Below are 22,867 nucleotides of genomic sequence, written 5' to 3'. Positions count from 1 at the left end.
ATGCGGGGCTTTTCTTTTCCAGAGCACTAGACGCACAAAAAAGCAAGTGTTACATTCGGCCTCGCACTGCTTCTTCAGTGCCCTCTACATGCCGTCGCCGAAGCATCCCCAATTCGAATCAGTACGCGATCCTTTCGCCATCTAGCGGCGCGGCTTCATTAAGCCAGAAGCTTAATTCTCCCTTCTTACATGATTACGTCATTCCCCTTATGAACCTGACTGAACTCAAGCAAAAGCCGATTACCGATCTTTTGGAAATGGCCGAACAAATGGGCATCGAGAACATGGCCCGTTCGCGCAAACAGGACGTGATTTTCTCCCTGCTGAAAAAGCATGCGAAAAGCGGCGAAGAGATCTCGGGTGACGGCGTGCTGGAGATTCTCCAGGATGGCTTCGGTTTCCTGCGTTCTGCTGATGCGTCCTACCTGGCCGGCCCTGACGATATCTACGTTTCGCCTAGCCAGATCCGCCGCTTCAACCTGCGTACCGGCGATACCATCGTTGGCAAGATCCGCCCGCCGAAGGAAGGGGAGCGTTACTTCGCCCTGTTGAAGGTCGATACCATCAACTTCGACCGGCCGGAAAACGCCAAGAACAAGATCCTGTTCGAAAACCTGACGCCGCTGTTCCCCAACAAGCGCCTGAAGATGGAGGCTGGCAACGGCTCCACCGAAGACCTGACCGGCCGTGTCATCGACCTGTGCGCCCCGATCGGCAAGGGCCAGCGTGGCCTGATCGTCGCCCCGCCCAAGGCGGGCAAGACCATCATGCTGCAGAACATCGCAGCCAACATCACCCGTAACAACCCTGAGTGCCACCTGATCGTTCTGCTGATCGACGAGCGCCCGGAAGAAGTGACCGAGATGCAGCGTACCGTACGCGGCGAAGTGGTTGCCTCTACCTTCGACGAGCCGCCAACCCGTCACGTGCAAGTGGCCGAAATGGTCATCGAGAAGGCCAAGCGCCTGGTCGAGCACAAGAAGGACGTGGTCATCCTGCTCGACTCCATCACCCGCTTGGCACGCGCCTACAACACGGTCATTCCAAGCTCGGGCAAAGTGCTGACCGGTGGTGTCGACGCCCACGCCCTGGAAAAGCCCAAGCGCTTCTTCGGGGCCGCCCGTAACATCGAGGAAGGCGGCTCGCTGACCATCATCGCCACCGCGCTGGTCGAAACCGGTTCGAAGATGGACGAGGTGATCTACGAGGAATTCAAGGGCACCGGTAACATGGAGCTGCCCCTGGACCGTCGTATCGCTGAAAAGCGTGTGTTCCCCGCCATCAACATCAACCGTTCGGGTACTCGCCGCGAAGAGCTGCTGACCGCTGACGACGAACTGCAACGCATGTGGATCCTGCGCAAGCTGTTGCACCCGATGGACGAGATCGCTGCCATCGAGTTCCTGGTCGACAAGCTCAAGCAGACCAAGACCAACGACGAGTTCTTCCTGTCGATGAAGCGCAAGTAAGCGTTTCAGGTCTGAATCGAACGGGGCCGCTTCGCAGCCCATCGCAGTCGGTCCGGTGCCCCGGACCGGCTGCGATGGGACGCGAAGCGGCCCTGATCAGTTTTGACCATTGCACGCTGAACGGCGCTACACTCTGAACCCCCGATCGATACGGCCAACACGAGGCTCATGCATGCAGTATCGCGACTTGCGCGACTTCATTCGTGGCCTGGAACAGCGCGGCGAGCTCAAGCGCATCCAGGTCCCGATCTCCCCAGTGCTGGAAATGACCGAGGTCTGCGATCGCACCCTGCGTGCCAAAGGCCCTGCGCTGTTGTTCGAAAAGCCGACCGGCTTCGACATTCCCGTACTGGGCAACCTGTTCGGTACGCCTGAACGGGTGGCCATGGGCATGGGTGCCGAGTCGGTCGATGAGCTGCGCGAGATCGGCAAGCTGCTGGCTTTTCTCAAAGAGCCTGAGCCTCCCAAAGGGCTCAAGGACGCCTGGTCCAAGCTGCCGATCTTCAAGAAAGTGGTGTCGATGGCGCCCAAGGTGGTCAAGGACGCCGTTTGCCAGGAAGTGGTGCTCGAAGGAGAGGACGTGGACCTTGGCGCATTGCCGATCCAGCATTGCTGGCCGGGCGATGTGGCACCGCTGATCACCTGGGGCCTGACCGTAACGCGCGGTCCGAACAAGGACCGCCAGAACCTGGGTATCTACCGGCAGCAGGTGATTGGTCGCAACAAAGTGATCATGCGATGGCTCAGCCACCGTGGTGGCGCCCTGGACTACCGTGAGTGGTGTGAAAAAAACCCTGGCCAGCCGTTCCCAGTGGCCGTGGCGTTGGGGGCAGACCCTGCCACTATCCTGGGTGCAGTGACCCCGGTTCCCGATACGCTTTCCGAATACGCCTTCGCGGGCCTGTTGCGGGGTAATCGCACCGAGCTGGTCAAGTGCCGCGGCAGCAATCTGCAGGTGCCGGCCACGGCCGAGATCATCCTCGAAGGGGTCATTCACCCGGGCGAGATGGCGCCTGAAGGCCCGTATGGGGACCATACCGGGTACTACAACGAAGTGGACAGTTTCCCGGTGTTCACCGTCGAGCGCATCACCCATCGGCAAAAGCCGATCTATCACAGCACCTACACCGGCCGGCCGCCGGATGAGCCGGCCATTCTCGGGGTGGCGCTGAACGAAGTGTTCGTGCCGATCCTGCAGAAGCAGTTCCCGGAAATCGTCGATTTCTACCTGCCGCCGGAGGGGTGCTCCTACCGCATGGCGGTGGTGACCATGAAGAAGCAGTACCCAGGGCATGCCAAGCGCGTGATGCTGGGTGTGTGGTCGTTCCTGCGACAGTTCATGTACACCAAGTTCGTTATCGTGACCGACGACGACATCAACGCCCGCGACTGGAACGACGTGATCTGGGCCATCACCACACGCATGGACCCCAAGCGTGATACGGTGATGATCGACAACACGCCGATCGACTACCTGGATTTTGCCTCTCCGGTGTCGGGCCTGGGATCGAAAATGGGCCTGGATGCCACGCACAAGTGGCCGGGCGAAACTACACGCGAGTGGGGGCGGGTCATCGTCAAGGACGAAGCCGTCACCCGGCGTATCGATGAGCTGTGGGATCAGTTGGGAATAGATTGATGCAGGTAACGTTGCAGCCGTCCGGAGCAGTGCTGACGCTAGAGCCCGGGGAACGGATCCTGGAAGGTGCGCGTCGGCTGGGTTATGACTGCCCCAACAGCTGCCGTAATGGCAACTGCCATGTCTGCGCTGCATTGCTGGTCGAAGGCAGCGTGCGCCAGAACGGAGAAGTCCGGGACCATGGCGAATTGTTCACCTGCATCGCCGAGCCGCTCGAGGATTGCATCCTGCTGTGGGACGGCGTGCTCGCCCTGGGCGAGCTGCCGGTACGCAAGCTGACCTGCACGGTCAGTGAATGCCGTGAAGTGGGTGGCGACGTCTGGCGCGTGCGCCTGTTGGCCCCTGCGGGCAAGCCGCCGCGCTACCATGCCGGGCAGTATTTGATGATCGAACGCGAAGCGGGTAAGCCGGCCGCTTTTTCGCTGGCTTGCGCTCCCCATTCCGGACGCGAGCTTGAATTGCATGTACTGGCGCGCGAGCCCAGTGCCGTGCAGTTGATCGAGCAATTGCAGCGCGATCGCCTGGCTCGCATCGAAATGCCCTTTGGCGATACCCACCTGGCCGAACTGCCGGACGGGCCATTGGTGCTGATCGCCGCCGGTACCGGCATGGGCCAGATGCACAGCCTTGTGGAGCACTGCCGCGCTCAGGGCTTCAAGCACCCTGTTCACTTGTACTGGGGCGTACGACGCCCGGAAGACTTCTACCAGATCGAGCATTGGGATCAGTGGCTGAGTTTGCCTAACCTGTACCTGCACCAGGTGGTTAGCGACCTGTGCGGCTGGGAAGGCCGTTGCGGGATGCTGCACGAAGCGGTTTGCGAGGACATCCCCGACCTCAACAGCGTTCATGTGTACGCCAGTGGCTCGCCGAACATGATCTATGCAACGCTCGATGCACTGGTGGACGCTGGCATGGATGCGCATCGCATGCGTGCGGACGTGTTCGCCTACGCGCCTCGCGGCTGAGGAATTCCATCGCGGTGCGTGGCGCCCCTGTGGCTGCCCGCGCCAGCCCGTAAGCAGGTAACGCGCTGCACGGCCGGTCGTCGGCGCCTGACGTGAAAATCACTGCATGCACTTGTTCAGCCCCTTGCCCTGACTTAGCTTATACACCGCCTGGCGCGACTGCCGTAAATGACTTGCCTGAGGGTTCTGGTCAACGACGCAGTGACCAACGCATCAGGCTCGGTCACGTTACATGCTTTGTTAACAGGGAATCATAGCGGCAGCTTATGTCGGCGCTCGAACGGTCATCCTGGCAAGTCACATACCCCCCTTCGCTCGATTTTGGTCAGCAACTGACCCACGAGCAATTGCATCACTCCATGCAAGCCGCCATGTCCCGTCACCAGGGCGGGCCGGTGTGGCTGTTTGCCTATGGCTCTTTGATCTGGCGGCCCGAGTGCAGCGCGGTGGAGCGTCGACGTGCGCGGGTGCACGGTTACCACCGGGGCTTGTACCTGTGGTCGCACGAGCACCGTGGCACGCCCGAAACCCCAGGTTTGGTGTTTGGCCTGGATCGAGGCGGCTCGTGCAGCGGCTTTGCCTACAGGCTGGATGACGCGACACTCGATGCATCGCTGCGAGCCCTGTGGCAACGCGAAATGCCTTACCCGGCCTACCGCCCCCACTGGCTCAACTGCCGACTCGACGATGGCAGCAGGGTGCAGGCCCTGGGTTTCGTGTTGGAGCGGCATCTGCCTTGCTACGCGGGCAATCTGCCGGATGACGTGCTCAGCCACATACTGGCCAGCGCCAAAGGGCGTTATGGCACCACGCGCGATTACGTCGAGCAGACCCTTCATGCCCTGCGCAGCCACCATATGCCTGATCGCAACCTGGAAGCGCGCTTCAGGCGCTGTCATGATCTGCGCGAACGGTGATCACGCACGCGGCGGCACCACCACCAGCTTGCCGACCGCCTGGCGCTGGCCCAGCGTTTCGATGGCCGCACCCGCGTCGGCCAGGGCGTATGTCTGTGAAACGAGAGGCTTCAATTTGCCCTGCGCGTGCCAGGCAAACAGCTGCTTGAAGTTGGCCGCGTTATCCTCGGGTTGGCGCTGGGCAAACGCGCCCCAGAAGACGCCCAGTACCGCCGCCCCCTTGAGCAGCACAAGGTTGGCTGCCAATTGGGGAATGGTGCCGCTGGCAAAACCCACTACCAACAACCTACCGTTCCACGCCAGGCCCCTCACGGCGTGCTCGAACAGTTCGCCGCCTACCGGATCGTAAATCACATCCACACCTTTGCCATCGGTCAGGCGCTTGATGGCCTCGCGCAGATTGTCCTGGCTGTAGTCGATCAGGTCATCGGCCCCAGCGGCACGGGCCACCGCGAGCTTTTGCGCACTGCTGGCAGCCGCGATGACCCGCGCCCCCATGGCTTTGCCGATCTCGACCGCCGCCAGGCCCACCCCGCCGGACGCGCCCAATACCAGCAAGGTCTCGCCGGTTTGCAATCGACCGCGCTGGTGCAAGGCGTGCATCGAGGTGCCGTAGGTCATGCCGAATGCGGCGGCGGTGATGAAGTCCATGCTGGCTGGCACGGGCATTACGTTGGAGGCGGGCACTGCCACTTGCTCGGCAAAAGCACCCCAGCCGGTCAGTGCCATGACCCGGTCACCCACCTTGAAGGCGCCCACCTTGGCGCCGACGGCTGCGACCGTGCCCGCGGCCTCTCCACCCGGTGAGAAGGGCAAGGGCGGCTGAAACTGGTATTTACCTTCTATGATCAAGGTATCGGGAAAGTTGACCCCAGCCGCCTGCACGTTCAACAGCACTTCGTTGGGTTTGGGCGTTGGGCTGGGCACGTCTTCCAGGACCAGTTCGCGGGCCGGGCCCAGGTGCTTGCATAGCAGCGCTTTCATCGTGGCCTATTCCTTTGCGGGTAATGGCCGATAAGTGTAGGAGGGCCGCCAGTCGGGTCAACGAGCATGGCTTGTCCTGATGGGCCGGCATAAGCCCAGGCTTGGGTTTGAACGATGTGCTGGTTAAGCTGGCGCCACCTGAATAGAGGAGCGATTTCGTGAAAGCGTGGATATTGATGGTGTTGGCACTGGTGTTACCCGCCGCAGCCGTGGCCGAGGAGGGCAAGGAGGGTGCGCCCAAGGTGGCCTATATCACGCTGACGCCGCCGTTCGTGGGCAACTATGCGCTCGATGGTGGTCCGCGCTTGCGGGTGTTCAAGGCGGACGTCGCATTGCGAGTGACCGGGGATGAGGCCGCCAAGGCGGTACAGCATCATGAACCACTGATCCGCAACCAGCTCGTCGCACTGTTTACTCAACAGACCGTGGACAGCATGAGCAATGTGGAGGCCAAGGAGCATTTACGTCAGCAGGCCCTAAAGCAGGTTCAGCAGGTGATGGAGACCGAAGAGGGCAAGCCGATCGTCGAGGACCTGCTGTTCAACAACCTGATCGTCCAGTGAGCGGCTGACCCGGTTTTCGGTCAGCCACTGAAGGCTGCGGTTCAAGGGAATGCCGGAGCGGGGCAGGTGCCTCAAACCATCGCCAGGATGGCCGTCCACTGCTCGGCCGTGACCGGCATGACCGACAGGCGACTGCCTTTTTGTATCAGCGCCAGCTCGGCCAGGGCTGGCTGTTGTTTCAACCAGCCCAGCTCAAGCACGCGCGGCAGGGTCCGCACGTGGGCCACGTCTACCGCACTCCACGGGTTCTTGTCGGGCGTGGCCTTGGCATCGTGGTAAGGGCTCTGCGGGTCCAGCGCAGTGGGGTCCGGATAGGCTGCGCGGATGACCTTGGCAATGCCGGCGATGCCGGGTTGAGGGCAGCTGGAATGGTAGAAGAAGAACGTGTCCCCCTCGCTCATCGCACGCATAAAGTTGCGCGCCTGGTAATTGCGTACACCGTCCCAACGAGCTTCGCCTAGGTGAGCCAGGCTTTCAATCGACAGTTCGTCGGGCTCGGACTTCATCAGCCAATAGGCCATGTTGTTTGCTCCAGAAATGCTTTGAAATAACTCGTTCCATCAAACCGACGGCCGGTTGACGTCAACGTTTGCGTGGTGGCTCAGGTTGTCGGAGAATGCGCCCCGTTTGAGGTGCGATGCTCAGGTACTACCCAGAAGTCGCCGAGCACTGAACAGTTTGCCTGGGGGGCAATCGTCGATGAATCAACGTAAAAAGCCGGACCTGCTGTGGGTCCTGGTGTTCATCTTTGGCTTGGGTGTGGTTACCACCGGTTATGCGCAGGGGATCTGGGAGCGCAAGCTGGATAACGCCTACCAGATGCCATACGAAGCTGGTCAGGCGCAACGCTGACCCTTCCCGGCACCGCTTAGCGCGGTGCCACGTACCAGTGACGATCCGAGACCGTTCCCTGCAAAGGCACGTCCCAACTGGCTTGTGCTAGCCGCTCGACCTTCTGGCACTCATGCGCCAAGCCTAGCAGCCGTGGTTTTTTCCAGGTCTGCCGACGGGCCAGGTAAGCCAGGCTGCGATCATAGAAGCCACCGCCCATGCCCAGTCGCCCTCCCGCGTCGTCGAAGCCCACCAGGGGCAGCAGAATCAGGTCCAGTGCCCACACCGGGCGTTGACGCCTGCGGTCGGTGGCCGGCTCAGGGATTCGGAAACGGTTGGGCGTGAGCTTCTCGCCCTTCTCGAATCGCTGAAACACCATGCGGGTGCGTGGCCATGCATGCAGCACCGGCAAGTACGTGCGCTTGCCGCGACGCTGCGCCTCGCGCAGCAACAATGCAGGGTCGATTTCGCCGTCGTTGGGCAGGTACAAGGCGATATGCCTGGCCTTGCGAAAGAGTGGATGCTGTGCCAGCAGACGGTACAGGCCTGCAGCGGCCTGACGCTGCTGGGCGGGCGTGAGCGCCCGGCGCGCGTTGCGCAAGTGCCTGCGAAGTTGAGGGCGGCTGAGCGTCGCGGTGTCGGTCATGGCACGGGCGATCCGAGAAGTGCTGGCCATTGCTGTCGGCCAAAACGACTTGCCCGCCGAGTGGCGGGCAAAGGAATTCGGGCTCCCCGATAAGACCGCTATCGGTGTAGCCCTTGAACCCGAAAGTTCAAGGTGGAGATTGCAGGGGACATTAAGGCTTTCCGTCGAGCGGACATGCACACCTGCCCCAGCGTGCAACCCCCGTGGTTGTGCGTATCGGCTCAGGGACATAACCGACTGGCGCATCCACCAGGGAGTGGCGCCAGTATAACAACCTCAGTTTTTTTTGGTACCCGTCTCGTCGGACAGCGCCTGGTCGACCCGGTCCAGCAAATCGCGCACTTGCTCGCGCGTGGCTCCGCCGGACGGAGCCGCGCTGCGGTCTTCCTGGCGGTGGAGCATCTCGTGGGTAATGTTCAACGCCGCCATGACCGCGATGCGGTCGGCACCGATCACCTTGCCGCTGCTGCGAATCTCGCGCATCTTGCTGTCCAGGTAGTGAGCTGCACTGACCAGGTTGTTGCGCTCTTCGGGCGGGCAGATGATCGAGTATTCCTTGTCGAGGATCTGCACGGTGACGCTATTGCTTGAACTCATGAGTCTTGCTCCAGGGCCTTGAGACGCAAGATCATCGACTCGACCTTGCGCCTGGCGATCTCGTTCTTTTCGATGAGGTGGGCGCGCTCTTCGCGCCAGGACTTTTCCTGAGCTACTAGGAGTGCATTTTGCCGTTTAAGTTGCTCGACACGCTCGATCAGCAGCTCGAATCGGCTCATCAGGGCCTGCAGGTCGTTCTCTTGCGTGGGTTGCACTCGATTCGCTCCGTCATTGACTCATCTTGCGATGATGCCTCTCCCTGGGCCGTGACTGCCAGTGCCGATGGTCTTGGCGCGCCTGCCGGTGCTAGGATACAAGGCCTTCATTCTAGTCATTGCGCCCTCCGGCGCCTAGCAGCCCATGCCCAATACTCAATCGCCCTACGTTGCTTTCGCCATGTTGCTTTCCAGCAATGGCCACCCTGTCACACCCGCCGAACTGCACGGCCTGCTCATCGGCCGCAGCTGTGCGGGCGCCGGCTTCGATGCCGACGGCTGGCTGGCCGATGCGGCCCAGTTGCTGGAAACCGAACCGCAAGACGCTGTGCGCAATGCCCTGATCGGCCTGCAGGAAATGGTCAAGGGCGAGCTTACCAGCGACGACATGGCGATCGTGCTGCTGCTGCCGTCCGATGATGCTGCGCTGACCGATCGCGCCACCGCCCTGGGGCAGTGGTGCCAAGGCTTCATCACAGGCTTCGGCCTGAACGCCGGTGGCAAAGACCTGTCCATCGAGGCCAAGGAAGTGCTCCAGGACCTGGTGGCCATCTCCCAGGTGCAGGAAGCGCTGGAAGAATCCGAGGACGGCGAAAGCGACTACATGGAAGTGATGGAATACCTGCGTGTCGCGCCGTTGCTGCTGTTTTCCGAACTGGCCAAGCCCGCAGCGCCTGCGCCCAAGCCTTCTCTGCACTGAACGACGGGGTAGTCTGCCCATGAGCCGCATTCCCAAGGCCGAATATGCCCGCCGGCGCAAGGCGCTGATGGCGCAGATGGTTCCCAACAGCATTGCCATCCTGCCTGCCGCCGCCGTTGCCATCCGCAACCGTGATGTGGAGCACGTGTATCGCCAGGACAGCGACTTTCAATACCTCAGTGGTTTTCCAGAGCCCGAGGCGGTCATTGCGTTGATACCCGGCCGTGAGCATGGCGAATACGTGATGTTCTGCCGCGAGCGCAATCCTGAACGCGAGCTGTGGGACGGCTTGCGGGCCGGTCAGGAAGGTGCGGTGCGCGACTTCGGTGCTGACGACGCGTTTCCCATCGCCGACATTGACGAGATCCTGCCGGGCCTGATTGAAGGCCGCGAACGCGTCTACAGCGCCATGGGCAGCAATCCCGAGTTCGATCGCCGGCTGATGGACTGGATCAACGTGATCCGCTCCAAGGCCCGCCTCGGTGCGCAGCCCCCGAACGAATTCGTTGCCCTGGATCACCTGCTGCACGACATGCGCCTGTATAAATCGGCGGCGGAAGTGAAAGTGATGCGCACGGCCGCCGAGATATCTGCCAAAGCCCATGTACGGGCGATGCAGGCTTGCCGCCCGGGCCTTCATGAGTACAGCCTGGAAGCCGAACTTGATTACGCCTTCCGCCAGGGCGGGGCAAAAATGCCGGCGTACGGGTCGATCGTCGCCGCAGGGCGCAATGGTTGCATCCTGCACTACCAGCAGAACGACGCGCCGCTCAAGGAGGGCGACCTGGTCCTGATCGACGCGGGCTGCGAAATCGATTGCTATGCCAGTGACATCACCCGCACCTTCCCCGTCAGCGGGCGGTTTTCACCGGAGCAGAAGGCGATCTATGAGCTGGTTCTCAGCGCCCAGGCAGCGGCGTTTGCCGAAATCGCCCCGGGCAAACACTGGAACCATGCCCATGAAGCCACCGTGCGGGTGATCACCGAAGGGCTGGTTGAGCTGGGTCTGCTCAAGGGCGACGTGCAGGCGTTGATCGAGAGCGAGGCGTACCGGGCGTTCTACATGCACCGTGCCGGCCATTGGCTGGGCATGGATGTGCATGACGTGGGCGATTACAAGGTGGGCGGTGAGTGGCGGGTGCTCGAGCCAGGCATGGCCTTGACCGTCGAGCCCGGCATCTACATAGCAGCCGACAATGAAAGCGTGGCCAAGAAATGGCGCGGCATCGGCATTCGGATCGAGGATGATGTGGTGGTCACCAGGCAAGGCTGTGAAATCCTGACATCGGGCGTTCCCCGCACCGTCGCCGAGATCGAGGCGTTGATGCACGACGCGCGTCAGGCCAGCCTATGACCCAGGTGAATCTCGCGATCATCGGCGGCGGGCTGGTTGGGGCCAGCTTGGCGCTGACCCTGCAGGCAGGGGCCAAGGCGCGTGGTTGGAAAATCCTTCTCATTGAGCCCTTCGCCCCCGGCGACAGCTTCCAGCCTAGCTACGATGCGCGTTCTTCGGCGCTGTCGTTCGGGACCCGCCAGATCTACGATCGACTGGGCTTGTGGCCTGCCATCGAGCGGCGTGCCGAATCGATCGCCCAGATTCACGTGTCGGACCGGGGGCGCTTCGGTGCCACCCGCCTGGACGCGAGGGAAGAAGGCGTTCCGGCCTTGGGCTACGTGGTCGAGAATGCCTGGCTTGGGCAATGCCTGTGGCAGGGCCTGGACAGCGATGTGGTCAGTTGGCGCTGCCCGGCCGAAGTGACGTCGATGCAGGCTATCGAGGGCGGTTACCGCCTGCGCCTCAATGACGACACGCACATTGACTGCGACCTGGCGGTGCTGGCCGATGGTGGCCGCTCGGGCCTGCGTGAGCAACTGGGTATTCATGTCTGCCACACCCCTTACGAACAAAGCGCGTTGATCGCCAACATCACCCCCGGCGAGCCTCATCGTGGACAGGCCTTCGAACGCTTCACCGAAGCGGGTCCCATGGCTTTGCTGCCGTTACCGGAAAACCGCTGCGCGCTGGTCTGGACACGGCAGGGCATGGATGCGCAGCGCCTGGCTGACATGGATGAGCGCAGTTTCCTGCGTGAATTGCAGGGCGTCTTCGGTTACCGCCTGGGCACCCTTCGGCAGGTAGGCGTACGGCATCTGTACCCGCTGTCGCTGATCGAGGCGCAGGAGCAGATCCGTCCCCACCTGGTCGTGCTCGGTAACGCTGCGCACAGCCTGCACCCCATCGCGGGGCAGGGATTCAACCTGTCACTGCGGGATGTGCAGTCCCTTGCCGAGGCGCTGCTTGCAGGGCCGCAACGGCCAGGTGACCTTGCGACCTTGCAGGCTTATGGCAAGCGCCAGCGGCTGGATCAAACGCTGACCATCGGGTTTTCCGATCAGGTGACGCGGCTGTTCGGCAGCGGCCAGCCTTTGCTCGCCGCAGGCCGTAACCTGGGTTTGCTGGGCCTTGACCTGCTGCCACCGGCCAAAAGCTGGTTCGCCCGTCAGGCCATGGGCCTGGGTACGCGTTCCGATGTACGGGGCAAGGCATGAGCAACCCACGCAAACTGGCCCGGCGTGCGCGCGTCCTGCGCTGGATGCTGAACCTGTATCCGCCTTACCTGGGCGCAGGTATCCGTGTGCAGCACATCAGCCCTGACATGCGCAGCATCCGGGTGGCGATGAAGCTTACCCGCTGGAACCGCAACTACGTGGGCACCCAGTTCGGTGGCAGCCTCTACGCCATGGTCGACCCGTTCTACATGCTCTTGCTCATCGAACGGCTGGGGCGCGACTACATCGTCTGGGACAAGGCCGCCAGCATCGATTTCATCACCCCTGGCAAGGGCCCTGTGTATGCCGAGTTCCATGTCGATGACGCGCTGCTGGACGATATCCGCCAGCAGACCGCCACCGGCAAGAAATGCCTGCCCCGTTTGCAGGTCGATATCCGCGACGGCGCTGGTGAACTGGTGGCGCGGGTCGATAAAACCCTATACGTGCGGCTCAAGCCGCAAGCGAGGCTGGCGTAAGGCATGGAAACACGCGCAGATATTCTGATCGTAGGTGCTGGTATGGTCGGCAGCGCGCTGGCGCTCGCCTTGCGCCATAGCGGTCTGCAGGTGCTGCTGCTCGATGGCGGCCCCCTGGCAGTCAGGCCGTTCGACGCCAAGGCGCCGTTCGAGCCCAGGGTCAGTGCGTTGTCCGCGGCTAGCCAGCGTATTCTCGACCGCTTGGGCGCTTGGGAGGGCATTGCACGGCGGCGCGCGACGCCGTATTCCGATATGCAGGTTTGGGATGGCAGTGGCACTGGGCAGATTCACTTTTCCGCCACCAGCGTGCATGCGCAGGTGCTGGGCCATATCGTCGAGAACAAAGTGGTGCAGGATGCCTTGCTCGAACGCCTGCATGACAGCGACATCGGCCTGCTGCCCAATGCGCGCATGGAACAGCTGCGCCATTCCGGCGATGACTGGCTGATGACGCTGCACGACGGCCGGCAGCTGCGCGCACCGCTGGTCGTGGCTGCCGACGGTGCTCATTCTGCGGTTCGCCGCCTGGCTGGGTGTGAAACGCGCGAGTGGGATTACTTGCACCACGCCATCGTCACCAGCGTGCGTTGTGCCCAAAATCACCAAGCCACCGCCTGGCAACGCTTCACCGACGATGGCCCGCTCGCCTTCCTCCCTTTGACCCGAGACGGCAAGCAGGACTGGTGCTCGATCGTGTGGTCAACCACGCCGGTCGAGGCCGAGCGGCTGATGGCGCTGGATGAGCCAGCCTTCCTCAGGGCGCTGGAGCGTGCATTCGAGGGCCGCCTCGGAACGGTGCTGCAAGCTGACCCGCGGCTGTGCGTACCCCTGCGCCAGCGGCATGCCAAGCGATACGTGGAAGCCGGCCTTGCGTTGATCGGTGATGCGGCCCACACCATTCATCCGCTGGCAGGGCAAGGGGTGAACCTGGGGTTCCTTGACGCGGCGGTACTGGCCGAAGTCCTGATGGACGCCTGCAAGCGGGGGGAAAGGCTGGCCGATGTCAAGGTGCTGAGCCGCTATGAGCGTCGACGCATGCCGCACAACCTGGCGCTGATGGCAGCCATGGAAGGATTCGAGCGGCTGTTCCAGGCCGACAAGTTGCCGCTGCGCTGGCTGCGCAACAGTGGCTTGAAGCTGGTCGAGCAGTTGCCGGAGGCAAAAGCCGTGTTCGTGCGCCAGGCGCTCGGCTTGAGTGGCGACTTGCCGGATCTTGCCAAGGCGTGAAGGCTGCTCAGGGCCTACTGTCGAGTATGGATACGTGGCGGACCCTGGCACATAGCAACATCCAGTAACGGCAATGGGGGTGAGGGTTCAAATGGGATTCACTACCATCTGCGCCTCTCTAATCGATCGAGGAGCGCCTTCCATGTTGCCACGCAAGTCCCTACTGGCCGCCCTGGCCCTGAGCGTTGTCGGTGGTACCGTGCAGGCAGCTGACGAGGTCGTGGTCTATTCCTCGCGTATCGACGAGCTGATCAAGCCAGTGTTCGACGCCTACACGGCCGAGACCGGGGTCAAGGTCAAGTTCATCACCGACAAGGAAGCCCCCCTGATGCAGCGCATCAAGGCCGAGGGCGAGCACGGTGTGGCGGATCTTCTGCTCACCGTCGACGCAGGCAACCTGTGGCAGGCTGAGCAGATGGGCATCCTGCAGCCGATCCGATCCGAGATCATCGAGCGCAACATCCCGCCTCAATACCGTGCCTCGTCCCACGGCTGGACCGGCCTGAGCCTGAGGGCGCGCACCATCATCTACTCCACCGAACGGGTCAAGCCGGCCGAGCTCAGCACCTATGAAGCCTTGGCCGACAAGCAGTGGGAAGGTCGGCTGTGCCTGCGCACGGCGAAGAAGGTGTACAACCAGTCCCTGACCGCCACCCTGATCGAAAGCCATGGTGAGGCGAAGGCCGAGCAGATCGTCAAGGGCTGGGTCAATAACCTCTCCACCGACGTGTTCTCGGATGACAACGCCGTGATCCAGGCCGTCGAGGCGGGTCAGTGCGACGTGGGTGTGGTGAACACCTACTATTACGGCCGGCTGCACAAGCAGAACCCCAACCTGCCGGTGAAGATCTTCTGGCCCAACCAGCAAGACCGTGGCGTGCACGTGAACCTCTCCGGCATCGGCCTGACCAAGCACGCGCCTCATCCTGAGGCCGCAATGAAGCTGGTCGAATGGATGACCGGTGAACAGGCGCAGAAGTTGTTCGCCGACCTCAATCAGGAATTTCCGGCCAACCCCCAGGTCAAGCCCTCTGACGAAGTCGCCGCGTGGGGCGACTTCAAGGCCGACAGCATTGCGGTGGAAGTGGCCGGCAAGCGGCAGGCCGAAGCCATCCGCTTGATGGACCGTGCTGGCTGGAACTGAGCGGCGCTCCCTGCCCGAGAGGCCTGCCGAGGCCTCTTCGTGGGTCCTGCAGCGACCCGTCATCGAGACATAACGTGCCCTACACCCACCGTCGTCGCTGGTACCTCCCCGTCACTCTGATCGCCGGCCTCGTGCTGCTGCCCCTGAGCGTGCTGCTGTTGTCGTGGCAGTCGATCGACCTGCAGATCTGGTCACACCTGCTCGACACGCAGATGGGGCGCTTGCTGGGCAACACCGTTACCTTGGTGGTGGGTGTCGGTCTGGGTGTCACCTTGCTCGGTGTCAGCCTGGCCTGGCTCACCAGCCTGTGCGAGTTTCCGGGCCGTCGCTGGCTGGATTGGGCGCTGATGTTGCCGTTTGCCATTCCGGCGTACGTCCTGGCCTTCGTCTTCGTAGGTTTGCTGGACTTCGCCGGCCCGGTGCAGAGTGCCCTGCGCGAGGCTTTCGGGCCCATGCGCCTGCCACGGGTGCGCTCTACCGGCGGCGTGATCATCGTGCTGGTGCTGGTGTTCTATCCGTATGTCTACCTGCTGGCACGCACAGCGTTTCTTGCCCAGGGCAAAGGGTTGATGGAGGCCGCCCGGGTGTTGGGGCTCTCGCCCTGGCAGGCATTCTGGCGGGTGGCCCTGCCCATGGCCCGACCTGCCATCGGGGCGGGCATCGCCTTGGCCCTGATGGAAACCCTCGCCGACTTCGGCGCCGTGGCGGTCTTCAACTTCGACACGTTCACGACCGCCATCTACAAGACCTGGTATGGCTTCTTCAGCCTGTCCAGCGCTGCGCAATTGGCCAGTTTGCTGTTGCTGGCCGTCATGCTGGTGCTGTACGGCGAGCGCCGTGCGCGGGGCGCCAACCACAGCGCCAGTGAACGCCCCAGAGGCCAGGCGCTGTACCGCCTGCAGGGTGGCAAGGCCGTGCTGGCCAGCGGCTGGTGCCTGTTGGTCTTCGCCTGCGCATTCGTCATCCCTTTGCTGCAACTGCTGGTGTGGTTCTGGCAGCGCGGGCGCCACGATCTGGATGAGCGCTACATCGGCCTGGTGCTTCATACCCTATACCTGGGCGGCGTTGCAGCGCTGGTGACGGTCTGCGTGGCGCTGCTACTGGCCTTTGCCCGGCGCCAGGCGCCCATGCCGGGCATTCGCGTCGGTGTAGGGCTCGCCAACATGGGCTACGCCTTGCCCGGCTCGGTACTGGCGGTGTCGATCATGCTGGCCTTCAGCTACCTGGACAGCCAGGTCGTCGCGCCGCTGTCCAGCTGGCTGGGAGGCGCGGGCAGGCCATTGCTGCTGGGCAGCCTTGCAGCATTGCTGCTGGCCTATGTGATTCGTTTCATCGCCGTGGCCTACGGCCCGCTGGAGAGCAGCCTGGAACGGATTCGTCCCTCGTTGGCGCAGGCATCGCGCAGCCTGGGTGTGGGCGGGGTGCGGCTGTTCATCAAGGTGTACTTGCCGCTGCTGCTGCCAGGCGCACTGAGCGCGGCGTTGCTGGTGTTTGTCGATGTGCTCAAGGAGATGCCGGCTACCCTGCTGATGCGTCCTTTTGGCTGGGATACGCTGGCGGTACGGGTGTTCGAGATGACCAGCGAGGGTGAATGGGCGCGGGCGTCGCTGCCGGCATTGACGCTGGTGGTGGTCGGGCTGCTGCCGGTCATTGGCCTGATACGCCGCTCGGCGCGCAGGCCAGGCCATTCCTGCTAAGGGTGTCAGCTTGCGCCCTTGCCGCTACAATGCGCGGCACTCGCGCAGCAGGCAATCAAAACAACGCTGTTCACACAGCTGAAGGCCATGAGCCTTCCACTGCTGCCGCTTCGCCACGCCCGGAAGGAGAAACCCATGGGACAGCGCACGCTTTTGTACGACCTGCATCTGGCGCTTGGCGCCAAGACGGTCGATTTCGGTGGCTGGGACATGCCGCTGCACTATGGCTCGCAGGTCGATGAGCACCACCAGGTGCGCAGTGACTGTGGGGTCTTCGACGTGTCCCACATGACCGTCATTGATATCCGGGGCGATGCGGCCACGGCTTGGTTGCAGCGGCTGCTGGCCAATGATGTCGCCCGGCTCGATCAGGTTGGCAAGGCACTCTACAGCCCGATGCTGCATGAGCAGGGCGGGGTGATCGATGACTTGATCGCCTACCGCACGGCGACCGGTTACCGCCTGGTCACCAACGCTGCCACCCGAGCCCGGGTGCTGGAGTGGCTGGACCAGCAGCGTGATGGGCTTGCCGTCGACGTTCAGGTTCGTCCGGACCTCGCCATTCTTGCCGTTCAGGGCCCGAACGCGCGCGAGAAGGTAGCTGCTTTGGTCAGTGCCTCGCGGGCCGCTCTGATACGCACGCTACGCCCCTTCGAAGGGGTGATGGACGGGGACTGGTTCATCGCGCGCACCGGCTACACCGGCGAAGATGGCCTGGAGTTGATCTTTCCGGGTGACCAGGCCGTGGCCTTTTTCAACGACCTGGTCGGCGCCGGTATCGCGCCCAGCGGTTTGGGGGCTCGCGACACGTTGCGGCTCGAAGCCGGCATGCACCTTTACGGGCAGGACATCGACGAGCAGCATACGCCGTTATCGTGCAACCTGGGCTGGAGCATCGCCTGGGAGCCGGCAAGCCGAAACTTCATCGGCCGCGCGGCACTGTTGGCGGAAATCGAGCGGGGCGTACAGGAAAAGCTCGTGGGTTTGGTACTGGAGGAGCGTGGTGTGCTGCGCGCCCACCAGGTGGTCCGTGTGGCGGGAATTGGCGAAGGAGAGATCACCAGTGGTAGTTTCTCACCTACGCTGAGCAAGTCCATTGCCCTGGCACGCGTGCCCATGGCCACGGGCGACCGGGCCGAAGTGGAAATTCGTGGCAAGTGGTACCCGGTGCGCGTGGTCAGGCCGACTTTCGTGCGCCACGGCAAGATCCTGATCTGATCCATCATCAAACGGCGGGCGTACCGCTGAGCCAATCGAGGAATTCAAGACATGAGCACTATCCCCGCCGAACTTCGTTTTGCCCAAAGCCATGAATGGGCCCGCCTGGAAGCCGACGGTACCGTCACGGTAGGCATCAGTGACCATGCGCAGGAAGCGCTAGGTGACGTGGTATTCGTCGAGCTGGCCGAAGTGGGCAAGGTGTTTGCCGCAGGCGACGCGGCCGGTGTCGTGGAGTCGGTCAAGGCCGCGTCCGACATCTACGCCCCGGTCGGTGGCGAAGTGATCGCGGTTAACGAGGCGTTGGCCGACAGCCCTGAACAACTAAACGAGCAGCCCTACGACGCATGGATCTTCAAGCTCAAGCCGAGCAGCCAGGCTGATCTGGAGAAACTGCTGGATGCGGCTGGCTACAAGGCCGCCATTGGCGAGTAAGCCGTCCTTGCGTCACCGGCAGAAAGCACTCGCAGCCAGGGGTTGAAGACCTCCTGGCGCGAGTTAGCCGGCGTTGAGGCCGGCGCTGTACCGATCAGTCGGCTATTGCATGCTTGGCCAGAATGGCATTGGCCAGCTCCATGTCAGACGCGTGAAGCCCTGGATGTTCCGCACGCACCTGCTTGATTGCCGACTCCAGGAATGGCCCACGGATGGCGCCTTCACTGGCTACGAAGCTGCCAGCATCATCCTGCGCCGCCATTACCAACTTGTGGTCACGCGAGGTCAGGTAGGTCGAGCCGGTGGTTGCACCGGAAGAGATCACATTACGCCAGAAGGAATCGGCCATGGCCGAGCCCACAGGCAGCGCGAGCAGGGCTGCGGCAGCGATGGCAGTGTTGAGACGCATGATGAGACACCTCGAAGGTGAGGGTTGAAGATGTGCGGTTGGATGCTCGCGAACCTGCCAAGTTCCTGGGCCTGCCGCTTCTGATCAGCTGCATGCACGCAGTACTTCGTCAGCCAGGGTTTGCCCACACGCAACCTTGGCCTCGCCGCAGCGGCGCAGGTCCACAAGGCCATCTGCCTGGGCCTGGCGTCGCAATTGCGCAAGGTCCGTATGAGGGCCGATCAGGGCACGCAGGTTGTCGCTGGGTTCGAGTAATTCGAACAAGCCGGTACGCCCATGAAAACCCGTGCCGCGGCACGTTCTGCAGCTGGCTGCGTCGCGCCCCTGGCACTGGCTGCACAGCGTGCGCACAAGGCGCTGGGCCATCACGGCAATCAATGTCGCTTTGATCAAGTAGTCAGCCACACCCAGTTCTTGCAGGCGGATGATCGCGGCACAGGCGTCGTTGGTGTGCAGGGTAGACAGCACCAGGTGCCCGGTAAGGGCGGCCTGCACGGCCACCCGTGCGGTGTCGGGGTCCCGTATTTCGCCGATCATGATGATGTCCGGATCCTGGCGCAGCATAGCGCGCACGCCGTTGGCAAAGCCCAGGTCCAGGGCCGGCTGCACCTGAAACTGGTTGAACCCGGGTTCGAGCCGTTCGATGGGGTCCTCGATGGTGCACAGGTTGACCTGCGGGGTGGCCAATAGCTTGAGGCTGGCGTACAGCGTGCTGGTCTTGCCTGAGCCCGTAGGCCCTGTGACCAGGATGATGCCCTGGCGCCGTTGCAGCAGGCCTTGCCATTGACCCAATTGCTGCCCCTGAAGACCGAGCCGATCAAAGCTCTCGTGCAGCTGCTGCGGGTCGAACAGGCGCAATACCAGTTTTTCACCAAAGGCAGTGGGCAGGGTCGACAAACGCAGCTCCACCTCGCTCCCGTTTGGCAGGCGGCTTTGCAGTCGGCCATCCTGAGGCCTGCGTTTTTCCGCGACGTCCATGCGCCCAAGGTGCTTCAGGCGGCTGATCAAGGCCACTGCGACTGCGGCGGGGAAAACATAGACGGTGTGCAACAGGCCATCGATGCGATAGCGCAAGTGGCCCTGGTCGCGGCGCGGCTCCAGATGGATGTCGCTGGCGCGCTGGTCGATCGCGTAGTGCAGCAGCCAGTCGACGATATGCACGATATGCGCGTCATCCGCGTTGGCCTGCGAGTGACGCTTGCCCAGCTCCAGCCACTGCTCGAGTTCGCCGAAGCGGTTCGATTGCTGGTGGTGCGCGCCCTTGACCGACTGCGCCAGGCGCTGGAAGGGTTCACCGGCCTGACGCATCTGCACAGGGCTTGCGAGCACTCGCCGCACGGTTCGTCCAAGGCTCAGGGCCAGATCGGCCTGCCAACGGCACTGATAGGGCTGTGCGCTGGCCACGGTGACGCTCGCCGCGTCAGCTGCCACGATGAGAATGCCGTGGCTCTGCGCAAAGGCTGGGGACACCAGCTCAGCCACCTGCTGCAGGTCGATTTGCAGCGGATCGATACGCAGATAGGGCAGGCCCGTCTTGGCAGCCAGCCATTGGCAAAGCCGATCCAGGTCCAGTACTTGCCCCGGATGGAGGCGGTCGGCAAGGTTGCAGGCGGCCACTTGCTCCAGCGGATGATCGGCAGGGTGATCGACGGCATGTTCAAGTACACGCACGCTATCGCTGGCGTGCAGGCGCTGGTCAATGAGCAAGGCTTCGAGCACCCGATGCAGATCGAGTGCCAGGGTATCGGGGTTGTGCATAAAGGCGTCCGTGCCTGATCAAGAAGACCCGATCAAGGCTAGTTCAGCCTCCGCCAAAGCCGAATCGAAAGGATGTCAGGGTTTTGCCTGAGGGCTATTCATGCTCATGTCAAAGCGCTGGCCGGTGCGCCGCTAGGCGTGCACTACCGACAGCTCTACACGGTGTTGCGGGGCCAAGTGCACGTCAGCCACACACACCATGTTGCGTAATTTCTGAGCGATCACTTCGGCGCGGTGCCAGCTCAAGCCGCCAATGCCGATATCGATGGCCAACCAGTCATCCTGTTGAGTGACCTGGACGCTATGCGGTGTGAGCATTTGCAAGGCGAACTGATTGAGCACCCGGCACAAGCTGTCGGGCTCGGCTTCGGCCTGCAAGCGATACAGCACAGTGGTGTGAGCATTGCTGTTGGCCCATACATCGACACGCGGCAGTGAGTTCATGCGTCATCCTCTTTGAGTGAAGGAAGTTTTGCACGCCTGAACCGGTATTTTTTCGCTAAGATTCGACCCAATCAGCCTGTTCTTGCATAACTATGATCGAAGCAGTTCGATCTGGAGAATTTTTCATGCACAGCGCATTGGATGCCTACGACCGTCGTATCCTCGAGTTGCTACAAGAAGACGCTTCGCTGTCCAGCGCTCAGATCGCCGAACGCATTGGCTTGTCACAGTCGCCATGCTGGCGACGGATTCAACGGCTCAAAGAGGAAGGGGTGATTCGCGGGCAAGTCACCTTGCTGGACCGCAAGAAAATCGGGCTGAACACCCAGATATTCGCCGAAGTGAAATTGAATGCCCATGGCCGCTCGAATTTCACCGAGTTCACAGAGGCGATCCGCGGGTTTTCAGAGGTGCTCGAGTGCTACGTGCTGATGGGCTCGGTGGACTTCCTGCTGCGTATCGTCACCCCGGATATCGAGGCGTACGAACGGTTCTTCTTCGAAAAGCTCTCGAACGTGCCCGGTATTCAGGAGGTGAACTCGATCGTGGCCCTTTCGGAGATCAAGTCCACCACCAGCCTGCCGCTGTCGGGCTGAAGGCATCACGCTTTGAGCAGATGCTTCCAGCCACGGCTCTGATCGACGGCACGCGCCTGCTCGATGCGGGCTTCGAGCACCTCATCGCTGATCGGGTGCTCAGCCAGCTCGTGCAGTTTCTTCATGTCGCCGTACAGGCGGTCCATTTGTGGTGCATCCAGCACATGGCGGGCATGGTGCAGCCAGGCCATCACTTGCTCGATGCGCGGCAGTTGCTCTGCCAGGTCTTCGGGGCGCTGGGTGTATAGCGACAACTTCAGAGCGCGGCCTTCCTCGGCAATCAGGTGTGCCAGCCAGCTTGCCAGAAGCGCCTTGCCCTGGCGCTCGCCACGGCCCTTGCGCTCGGCAGCCCAGGCACGCGACAGCAGCCAACGCGAGGTTTCCAGGGAGAACTGGCCCCAGCGAGGATCATCCAGCTCTTCTGCGAACTGCTCGGGCGCAGCGCGGCGGATGTCTTCGTCACCGTTGCCGGCTTGCACCAGTGGACGCCAGTCTTCGAGCAGGGCATCCAGGCGCGCGCGCAGGTCACGGGTGGCAGCGCGGGGGGCGGCCTGGCCCAGGCTGGCAGTGATGGCGCGCAGCTCGATGAGGTTCTGCACCCAGTCCTGCAGCGACCGCCAGTGGCCGCTGTGGCGGTATTGCTCGGCCAGGCGCTGGCTGTTGCCCAGCAGTTGCCACGCCAACGCAGCGTAGGCATCGTCCAAGGCCATGTCCGCTTCGAGGTCGGCGACGCTCAGATCCAGCTCGAAACGCTCGGGCTCCAGCAGGCGGTAGCCGCGCTCAGCCTTGCTGATATCGCAGGGCATCAGCGCAACGCTTGCGGCCAGCTCGGCGGCCAGCTCCAGCAGCGCCGCAGGCTCACCTTCACGCAGCTCCAGTTCCAACTCGCAAATCGCTTCCTTGCGCTTGCCGGCAATCACGAAGCCTTGGTCCAGCGCGGCCTCGATCACCACCTTGGCCTTGCCACGGCCCCAGGCGATTTCGGCGTATTCGCGGGTGAAGTCGGTGGTGAACAACGGCTTGATGGTCTTCTTGTCCAGGTCGGCCAGTTGCACGGGCCAGCAGCTGTCATCCAGCTTCTTGAGGTCCAGCTTCACCTTGTCCAGTTGCCATTCGTGCTCGTTGCGCTCGGACAGGCCAGCCACGCTGGTGCCGCGACACTTGAGGGTCTGGATGACGGTATCGCCGTCACGGCGCAGGCGAAGGGCAACGCGTGCCTCGGCCAGCGCGCGCTCAGGCGTGTCGAAATACTGGTTCAGCAGTTCGCGGGTCTGCCAGCCAGACTTGTTGCGCTTTTTCAGCAGCGGGTGCTCGCGCAGGGCGGCGAGGGTCTCGGGGCTGGCGCGCAGCTTGAGTTCGGTTTCTTTGGGCATTACAGGCT

Annotated in this window: 25 protein-coding genes and 1 other RNA gene; 16 read left to right on the top strand and 10 right to left on the bottom strand. The window is 62.6% G+C overall.

Going from position 1 to position 22,867, the window contains the following annotated elements; all coding sequences use genetic code 11:
* Window positions 1-209 precede the first annotated feature (209 nt).
* From rho to ACF8E5_RS20560, 4 genes are all read left to right on the top strand, one after another.
* Window positions 210-1,469, top strand: coding sequence for a transcription termination factor Rho (gene rho / locus ACF8E5_RS20575; protein ID WP_023532437.1), 1,260 nt, complete (start codon window positions 210-212; stop codon window positions 1,467-1,469).
* Window positions 1,470-1,641: 172 nt separating this feature from the next.
* Window positions 1,642-3,108 carry a 4-hydroxy-3-polyprenylbenzoate decarboxylase gene (gene ubiD, locus ACF8E5_RS20570; RefSeq protein ID WP_023532812.1) on the top strand — a complete coding sequence of 489 codons (1,467 nt, stop codon included), beginning with the start codon at window positions 1,642-1,644 and terminating at the stop codon, window positions 3,106-3,108.
* Window positions 3,108-4,076, top strand: coding sequence for a CDP-6-deoxy-delta-3,4-glucoseen reductase (locus tag ACF8E5_RS20565; RefSeq protein WP_058638194.1), 969 nt, complete (start codon window positions 3,108-3,110; stop codon window positions 4,074-4,076). Before ubiD ends, ACF8E5_RS20565 begins: the two co-directional genes overlap by 1 nt.
* A 266-nt stretch (window positions 4,077-4,342) precedes the next feature.
* Window positions 4,343-4,993, top strand: coding sequence for a gamma-glutamylcyclotransferase (locus tag ACF8E5_RS20560; RefSeq protein WP_392475728.1), 651 nt, complete (start codon window positions 4,343-4,345; stop codon window positions 4,991-4,993).
* Here the strand turns inward: ACF8E5_RS20560 and ACF8E5_RS20555 are convergent, their stop codons facing one another.
* A complete protein-coding gene (locus tag ACF8E5_RS20555; protein WP_058638193.1) occupies window positions 4,994-5,977 on the bottom strand; it encodes an NADPH:quinone oxidoreductase family protein in 984 nt (327 codons plus the stop codon). It abuts the gene before it with no gap.
* Between the two features lie 158 nt (window positions 5,978-6,135).
* Between ACF8E5_RS20555 and ACF8E5_RS20550 the strand changes: the two genes are divergently transcribed.
* Window positions 6,136-6,540 carry a flagellar basal body-associated protein FliL gene (locus tag ACF8E5_RS20550; protein ID WP_326383339.1) on the top strand — a complete coding sequence of 135 codons (405 nt, stop codon included), beginning with the start codon at window positions 6,136-6,138 and terminating at the stop codon, window positions 6,538-6,540.
* Window positions 6,541-6,611: 71 nt separating this feature from the next.
* Here ACF8E5_RS20550 and ACF8E5_RS20545 read toward each other — a convergent pair whose 3' ends face one another.
* Window positions 6,612-7,061 carry an EVE domain-containing protein gene (locus ACF8E5_RS20545; RefSeq protein WP_392475727.1) on the bottom strand — a complete coding sequence of 150 codons (450 nt, stop codon included), beginning with the start codon at window positions 7,059-7,061 and terminating at the stop codon, window positions 6,612-6,614.
* Between the two features lie 178 nt (window positions 7,062-7,239).
* Between ACF8E5_RS20545 and ACF8E5_RS20540 the strand changes: the two genes are divergently transcribed.
* Complete coding sequence (locus tag ACF8E5_RS20540) at window positions 7,240-7,392, top strand: hypothetical protein (RefSeq protein ID WP_023532702.1); 153 nt, start codon at window positions 7,240-7,242, stop codon at window positions 7,390-7,392.
* Window positions 7,393-7,408: 16 nt separating this feature from the next.
* On the opposite strand, the gene ACF8E5_RS20535 is transcribed toward ACF8E5_RS20540, so the two are convergent.
* The 4 genes from ACF8E5_RS20535 to ACF8E5_RS20520 form a co-directional block, all read right to left on the bottom strand.
* Window positions 7,409-8,017, bottom strand: coding sequence for a 5-formyltetrahydrofolate cyclo-ligase (locus ACF8E5_RS20535; protein ID WP_196186598.1), 609 nt, complete (start codon window positions 8,015-8,017; stop codon window positions 7,409-7,411).
* 79 nt (window positions 8,018-8,096) lie between these two features.
* Window positions 8,097-8,276: non-coding RNA, 6S RNA (ssrS, locus tag ACF8E5_RS20530), on the bottom strand.
* A 17-nt stretch (window positions 8,277-8,293) separates the two neighbouring features.
* Entirely contained in the window at window positions 8,294-8,614 is a 321-nt protein-coding gene (locus ACF8E5_RS20525) for a cell division protein ZapA (RefSeq protein ID WP_392475726.1), read from the bottom strand.
* A complete protein-coding gene (locus ACF8E5_RS20520) occupies window positions 8,611-8,793 on the bottom strand; it encodes a TIGR02449 family protein (RefSeq protein WP_033693939.1) in 183 nt (60 codons plus the stop codon). Before ACF8E5_RS20520 ends, ACF8E5_RS20525 begins: the two co-directional genes overlap by 4 nt.
* Before the next feature lie 181 nt (window positions 8,794-8,974).
* On the opposite strand from ACF8E5_RS20520, the gene ACF8E5_RS20515 reads away from it, so the two are divergent.
* From ACF8E5_RS20515 to gcvH, 9 genes are all read left to right on the top strand, one after another.
* Window positions 8,975-9,529, top strand: a complete 555-nt coding sequence (locus ACF8E5_RS20515; RefSeq protein WP_027913422.1) for a YecA family protein — start codon at window positions 8,975-8,977, stop codon at window positions 9,527-9,529.
* 19 nt (window positions 9,530-9,548) lie between these two features.
* Window positions 9,549-10,883, top strand: coding sequence for a Xaa-Pro aminopeptidase (gene pepP / locus ACF8E5_RS20510; protein WP_058602826.1), 1,335 nt, complete (start codon window positions 9,549-9,551; stop codon window positions 10,881-10,883).
* Entirely contained in the window at window positions 10,880-12,079 is a 1,200-nt protein-coding gene (ubiH, locus tag ACF8E5_RS20505; RefSeq protein ID WP_196141252.1) for a 2-octaprenyl-6-methoxyphenyl hydroxylase, read from the top strand. Before pepP ends, ubiH begins: the two co-directional genes overlap by 4 nt.
* Window positions 12,076-12,558 (top strand): DUF4442 domain-containing protein, encoded by a 483-nt coding sequence (locus tag ACF8E5_RS20500; RefSeq protein ID WP_027913425.1) that lies wholly within the window; start codon window positions 12,076-12,078, stop codon window positions 12,556-12,558. Before ubiH ends, ACF8E5_RS20500 begins: the two co-directional genes overlap by 4 nt.
* A gap of 3 nt (window positions 12,559-12,561) precedes the next feature.
* A complete protein-coding gene (locus ACF8E5_RS20495; RefSeq protein WP_058638187.1) occupies window positions 12,562-13,785 on the top strand; it encodes a 2-octaprenyl-3-methyl-6-methoxy-1,4-benzoquinol hydroxylase in 1,224 nt (407 codons plus the stop codon).
* Between the two features lie 142 nt (window positions 13,786-13,927).
* Complete coding sequence (locus ACF8E5_RS20490; protein WP_058638186.1) at window positions 13,928-14,929, top strand: extracellular solute-binding protein; 1,002 nt, start codon at window positions 13,928-13,930, stop codon at window positions 14,927-14,929.
* A 74-nt stretch (window positions 14,930-15,003) separates the two neighbouring features.
* On the top strand, window positions 15,004-16,626 hold the full coding sequence (locus tag ACF8E5_RS20485; RefSeq protein ID WP_058638185.1) for an iron ABC transporter permease: 1,623 nt from the start codon (window positions 15,004-15,006) through the stop codon (window positions 16,624-16,626).
* A 135-nt stretch (window positions 16,627-16,761) separates the two neighbouring features.
* A complete protein-coding gene (gcvT, locus tag ACF8E5_RS20480) occupies window positions 16,762-17,844 on the top strand; it encodes a glycine cleavage system aminomethyltransferase GcvT (RefSeq protein ID WP_058638184.1) in 1,083 nt (360 codons plus the stop codon).
* A 51-nt stretch (window positions 17,845-17,895) separates the two neighbouring features.
* Window positions 17,896-18,279, top strand: coding sequence for a glycine cleavage system protein GcvH (gene gcvH, locus ACF8E5_RS20475; RefSeq protein ID WP_058638183.1), 384 nt, complete (start codon window positions 17,896-17,898; stop codon window positions 18,277-18,279).
* Between the two features lie 94 nt (window positions 18,280-18,373).
* Here gcvH and ACF8E5_RS20470 read toward each other — a convergent pair whose 3' ends face one another.
* The 3 genes from ACF8E5_RS20470 to ACF8E5_RS20460 form a co-directional block, all read right to left on the bottom strand.
* The gene (locus ACF8E5_RS20470) at window positions 18,374-18,688 is read right to left on the bottom strand and encodes a DUF2388 domain-containing protein (RefSeq protein WP_058638182.1); all 315 of its coding nucleotides are present in this window, start codon (window positions 18,686-18,688) and stop codon (window positions 18,374-18,376) included.
* 84 nt (window positions 18,689-18,772) lie between these two features.
* A complete protein-coding gene (locus tag ACF8E5_RS20465; RefSeq protein WP_058638181.1) occupies window positions 18,773-20,446 on the bottom strand; it encodes a GspE/PulE family protein in 1,674 nt (557 codons plus the stop codon).
* A 132-nt stretch (window positions 20,447-20,578) separates the two neighbouring features.
* Window positions 20,579-20,890 (bottom strand): hypothetical protein, encoded by a 312-nt coding sequence (locus ACF8E5_RS20460; RefSeq protein WP_058638180.1) that lies wholly within the window; start codon window positions 20,888-20,890, stop codon window positions 20,579-20,581.
* Between the two features lie 125 nt (window positions 20,891-21,015).
* On the opposite strand from ACF8E5_RS20460, the gene ACF8E5_RS20455 reads away from it, so the two are divergent.
* On the top strand, window positions 21,016-21,486 hold the full coding sequence (locus ACF8E5_RS20455) for an Lrp/AsnC family transcriptional regulator (protein WP_027913434.1): 471 nt from the start codon (window positions 21,016-21,018) through the stop codon (window positions 21,484-21,486).
* Window positions 21,487-21,491: 5 nt separating this feature from the next.
* Here the strand turns inward: ACF8E5_RS20455 and ACF8E5_RS20450 are convergent, their stop codons facing one another.
* Entirely contained in the window at window positions 21,492-22,859 is a 1,368-nt protein-coding gene (locus ACF8E5_RS20450; RefSeq protein ID WP_058638179.1) for a CYTH domain-containing protein, read from the bottom strand.
* Between the last annotated feature and the right edge of the window lie 8 nt (window positions 22,860-22,867).

The sequence above is a fragment of the Pseudomonas sp. WSY_20 genome, assembly GCF_043104335.1.
Taxonomy (GTDB): Bacteria; Pseudomonadota; Gammaproteobacteria; order Pseudomonadales; family Pseudomonadaceae; genus Aquipseudomonas; species Aquipseudomonas parafulva_B.
This window is presented reverse-complemented; position numbering and strand designations above follow the sequence as displayed.

Excerpts from the sequence above, each read along its gene's own strand:
- rho (WP_023532437.1), top strand. The coding sequence starts at position 210 with ATGAACCTGACTGAACTCAAGCAAAAGCCGATTACCGATCTTTTGGAA.
- ubiD (WP_023532812.1), top strand. The coding sequence starts at position 1,642 with ATGCAGTATCGCGACTTGCGCGACTTCATTCGTGGCCTGGAACAGCGC.
- ACF8E5_RS20565 (WP_058638194.1), top strand. The coding sequence starts at position 3,108 with ATGCAGGTAACGTTGCAGCCGTCCGGAGCAGTGCTGACGCTAGAGCCC.
- ACF8E5_RS20560 (WP_392475728.1), top strand. The coding sequence starts at position 4,343 with ATGTCGGCGCTCGAACGGTCATCCTGGCAAGTCACATACCCCCCTTCG.
- ACF8E5_RS20555 (WP_058638193.1), bottom strand. The coding sequence starts at position 5,977 with ATGAAAGCGCTGCTATGCAAGCACCTGGGCCCGGCCCGCGAACTGGTC.
- ACF8E5_RS20545 (WP_392475727.1), bottom strand. The coding sequence starts at position 7,061 with ATGGCCTATTGGCTGATGAAGTCCGAGCCCGACGAACTGTCGATTGAA.
- ACF8E5_RS20540 (WP_023532702.1), top strand. The coding sequence starts at position 7,240 with ATGAATCAACGTAAAAAGCCGGACCTGCTGTGGGTCCTGGTGTTCATC.
- ACF8E5_RS20535 (WP_196186598.1), bottom strand. The coding sequence starts at position 8,017 with ATGACCGACACCGCGACGCTCAGCCGCCCTCAACTTCGCAGGCACTTG.
- ACF8E5_RS20525 (WP_392475726.1), bottom strand. The coding sequence starts at position 8,614 with ATGAGTTCAAGCAATAGCGTCACCGTGCAGATCCTCGACAAGGAATAC.
- ACF8E5_RS20520 (WP_033693939.1), bottom strand. The coding sequence starts at position 8,793 with ATGAGCCGATTCGAGCTGCTGATCGAGCGTGTCGAGCAACTTAAACGG.
- ACF8E5_RS20515 (WP_027913422.1), top strand. The coding sequence starts at position 8,975 with ATGCCCAATACTCAATCGCCCTACGTTGCTTTCGCCATGTTGCTTTCC.
- pepP (WP_058602826.1), top strand. The coding sequence starts at position 9,549 with ATGAGCCGCATTCCCAAGGCCGAATATGCCCGCCGGCGCAAGGCGCTG.
- ubiH (WP_196141252.1), top strand. The coding sequence starts at position 10,880 with ATGACCCAGGTGAATCTCGCGATCATCGGCGGCGGGCTGGTTGGGGCC.
- ACF8E5_RS20500 (WP_027913425.1), top strand. The coding sequence starts at position 12,076 with ATGAGCAACCCACGCAAACTGGCCCGGCGTGCGCGCGTCCTGCGCTGG.
- ACF8E5_RS20495 (WP_058638187.1), top strand. The coding sequence starts at position 12,562 with ATGGAAACACGCGCAGATATTCTGATCGTAGGTGCTGGTATGGTCGGC.
- ACF8E5_RS20490 (WP_058638186.1), top strand. The coding sequence starts at position 13,928 with ATGTTGCCACGCAAGTCCCTACTGGCCGCCCTGGCCCTGAGCGTTGTC.
- gcvT (WP_058638184.1), top strand. The coding sequence starts at position 16,762 with ATGGGACAGCGCACGCTTTTGTACGACCTGCATCTGGCGCTTGGCGCC.
- gcvH (WP_058638183.1), top strand. The coding sequence starts at position 17,896 with ATGAGCACTATCCCCGCCGAACTTCGTTTTGCCCAAAGCCATGAATGG.
- ACF8E5_RS20470 (WP_058638182.1), bottom strand. The coding sequence starts at position 18,688 with ATGCGTCTCAACACTGCCATCGCTGCCGCAGCCCTGCTCGCGCTGCCT.
- ACF8E5_RS20465 (WP_058638181.1), bottom strand. The coding sequence starts at position 20,446 with ATGCACAACCCCGATACCCTGGCACTCGATCTGCATCGGGTGCTCGAA.
- ACF8E5_RS20460 (WP_058638180.1), bottom strand. The coding sequence starts at position 20,890 with ATGAACTCACTGCCGCGTGTCGATGTATGGGCCAACAGCAATGCTCAC.
- ACF8E5_RS20455 (WP_027913434.1), top strand. The coding sequence starts at position 21,016 with ATGCACAGCGCATTGGATGCCTACGACCGTCGTATCCTCGAGTTGCTA.
- ACF8E5_RS20450 (WP_058638179.1), bottom strand. The coding sequence starts at position 22,859 with ATGCCCAAAGAAACCGAACTCAAGCTGCGCGCCAGCCCCGAGACCCTC.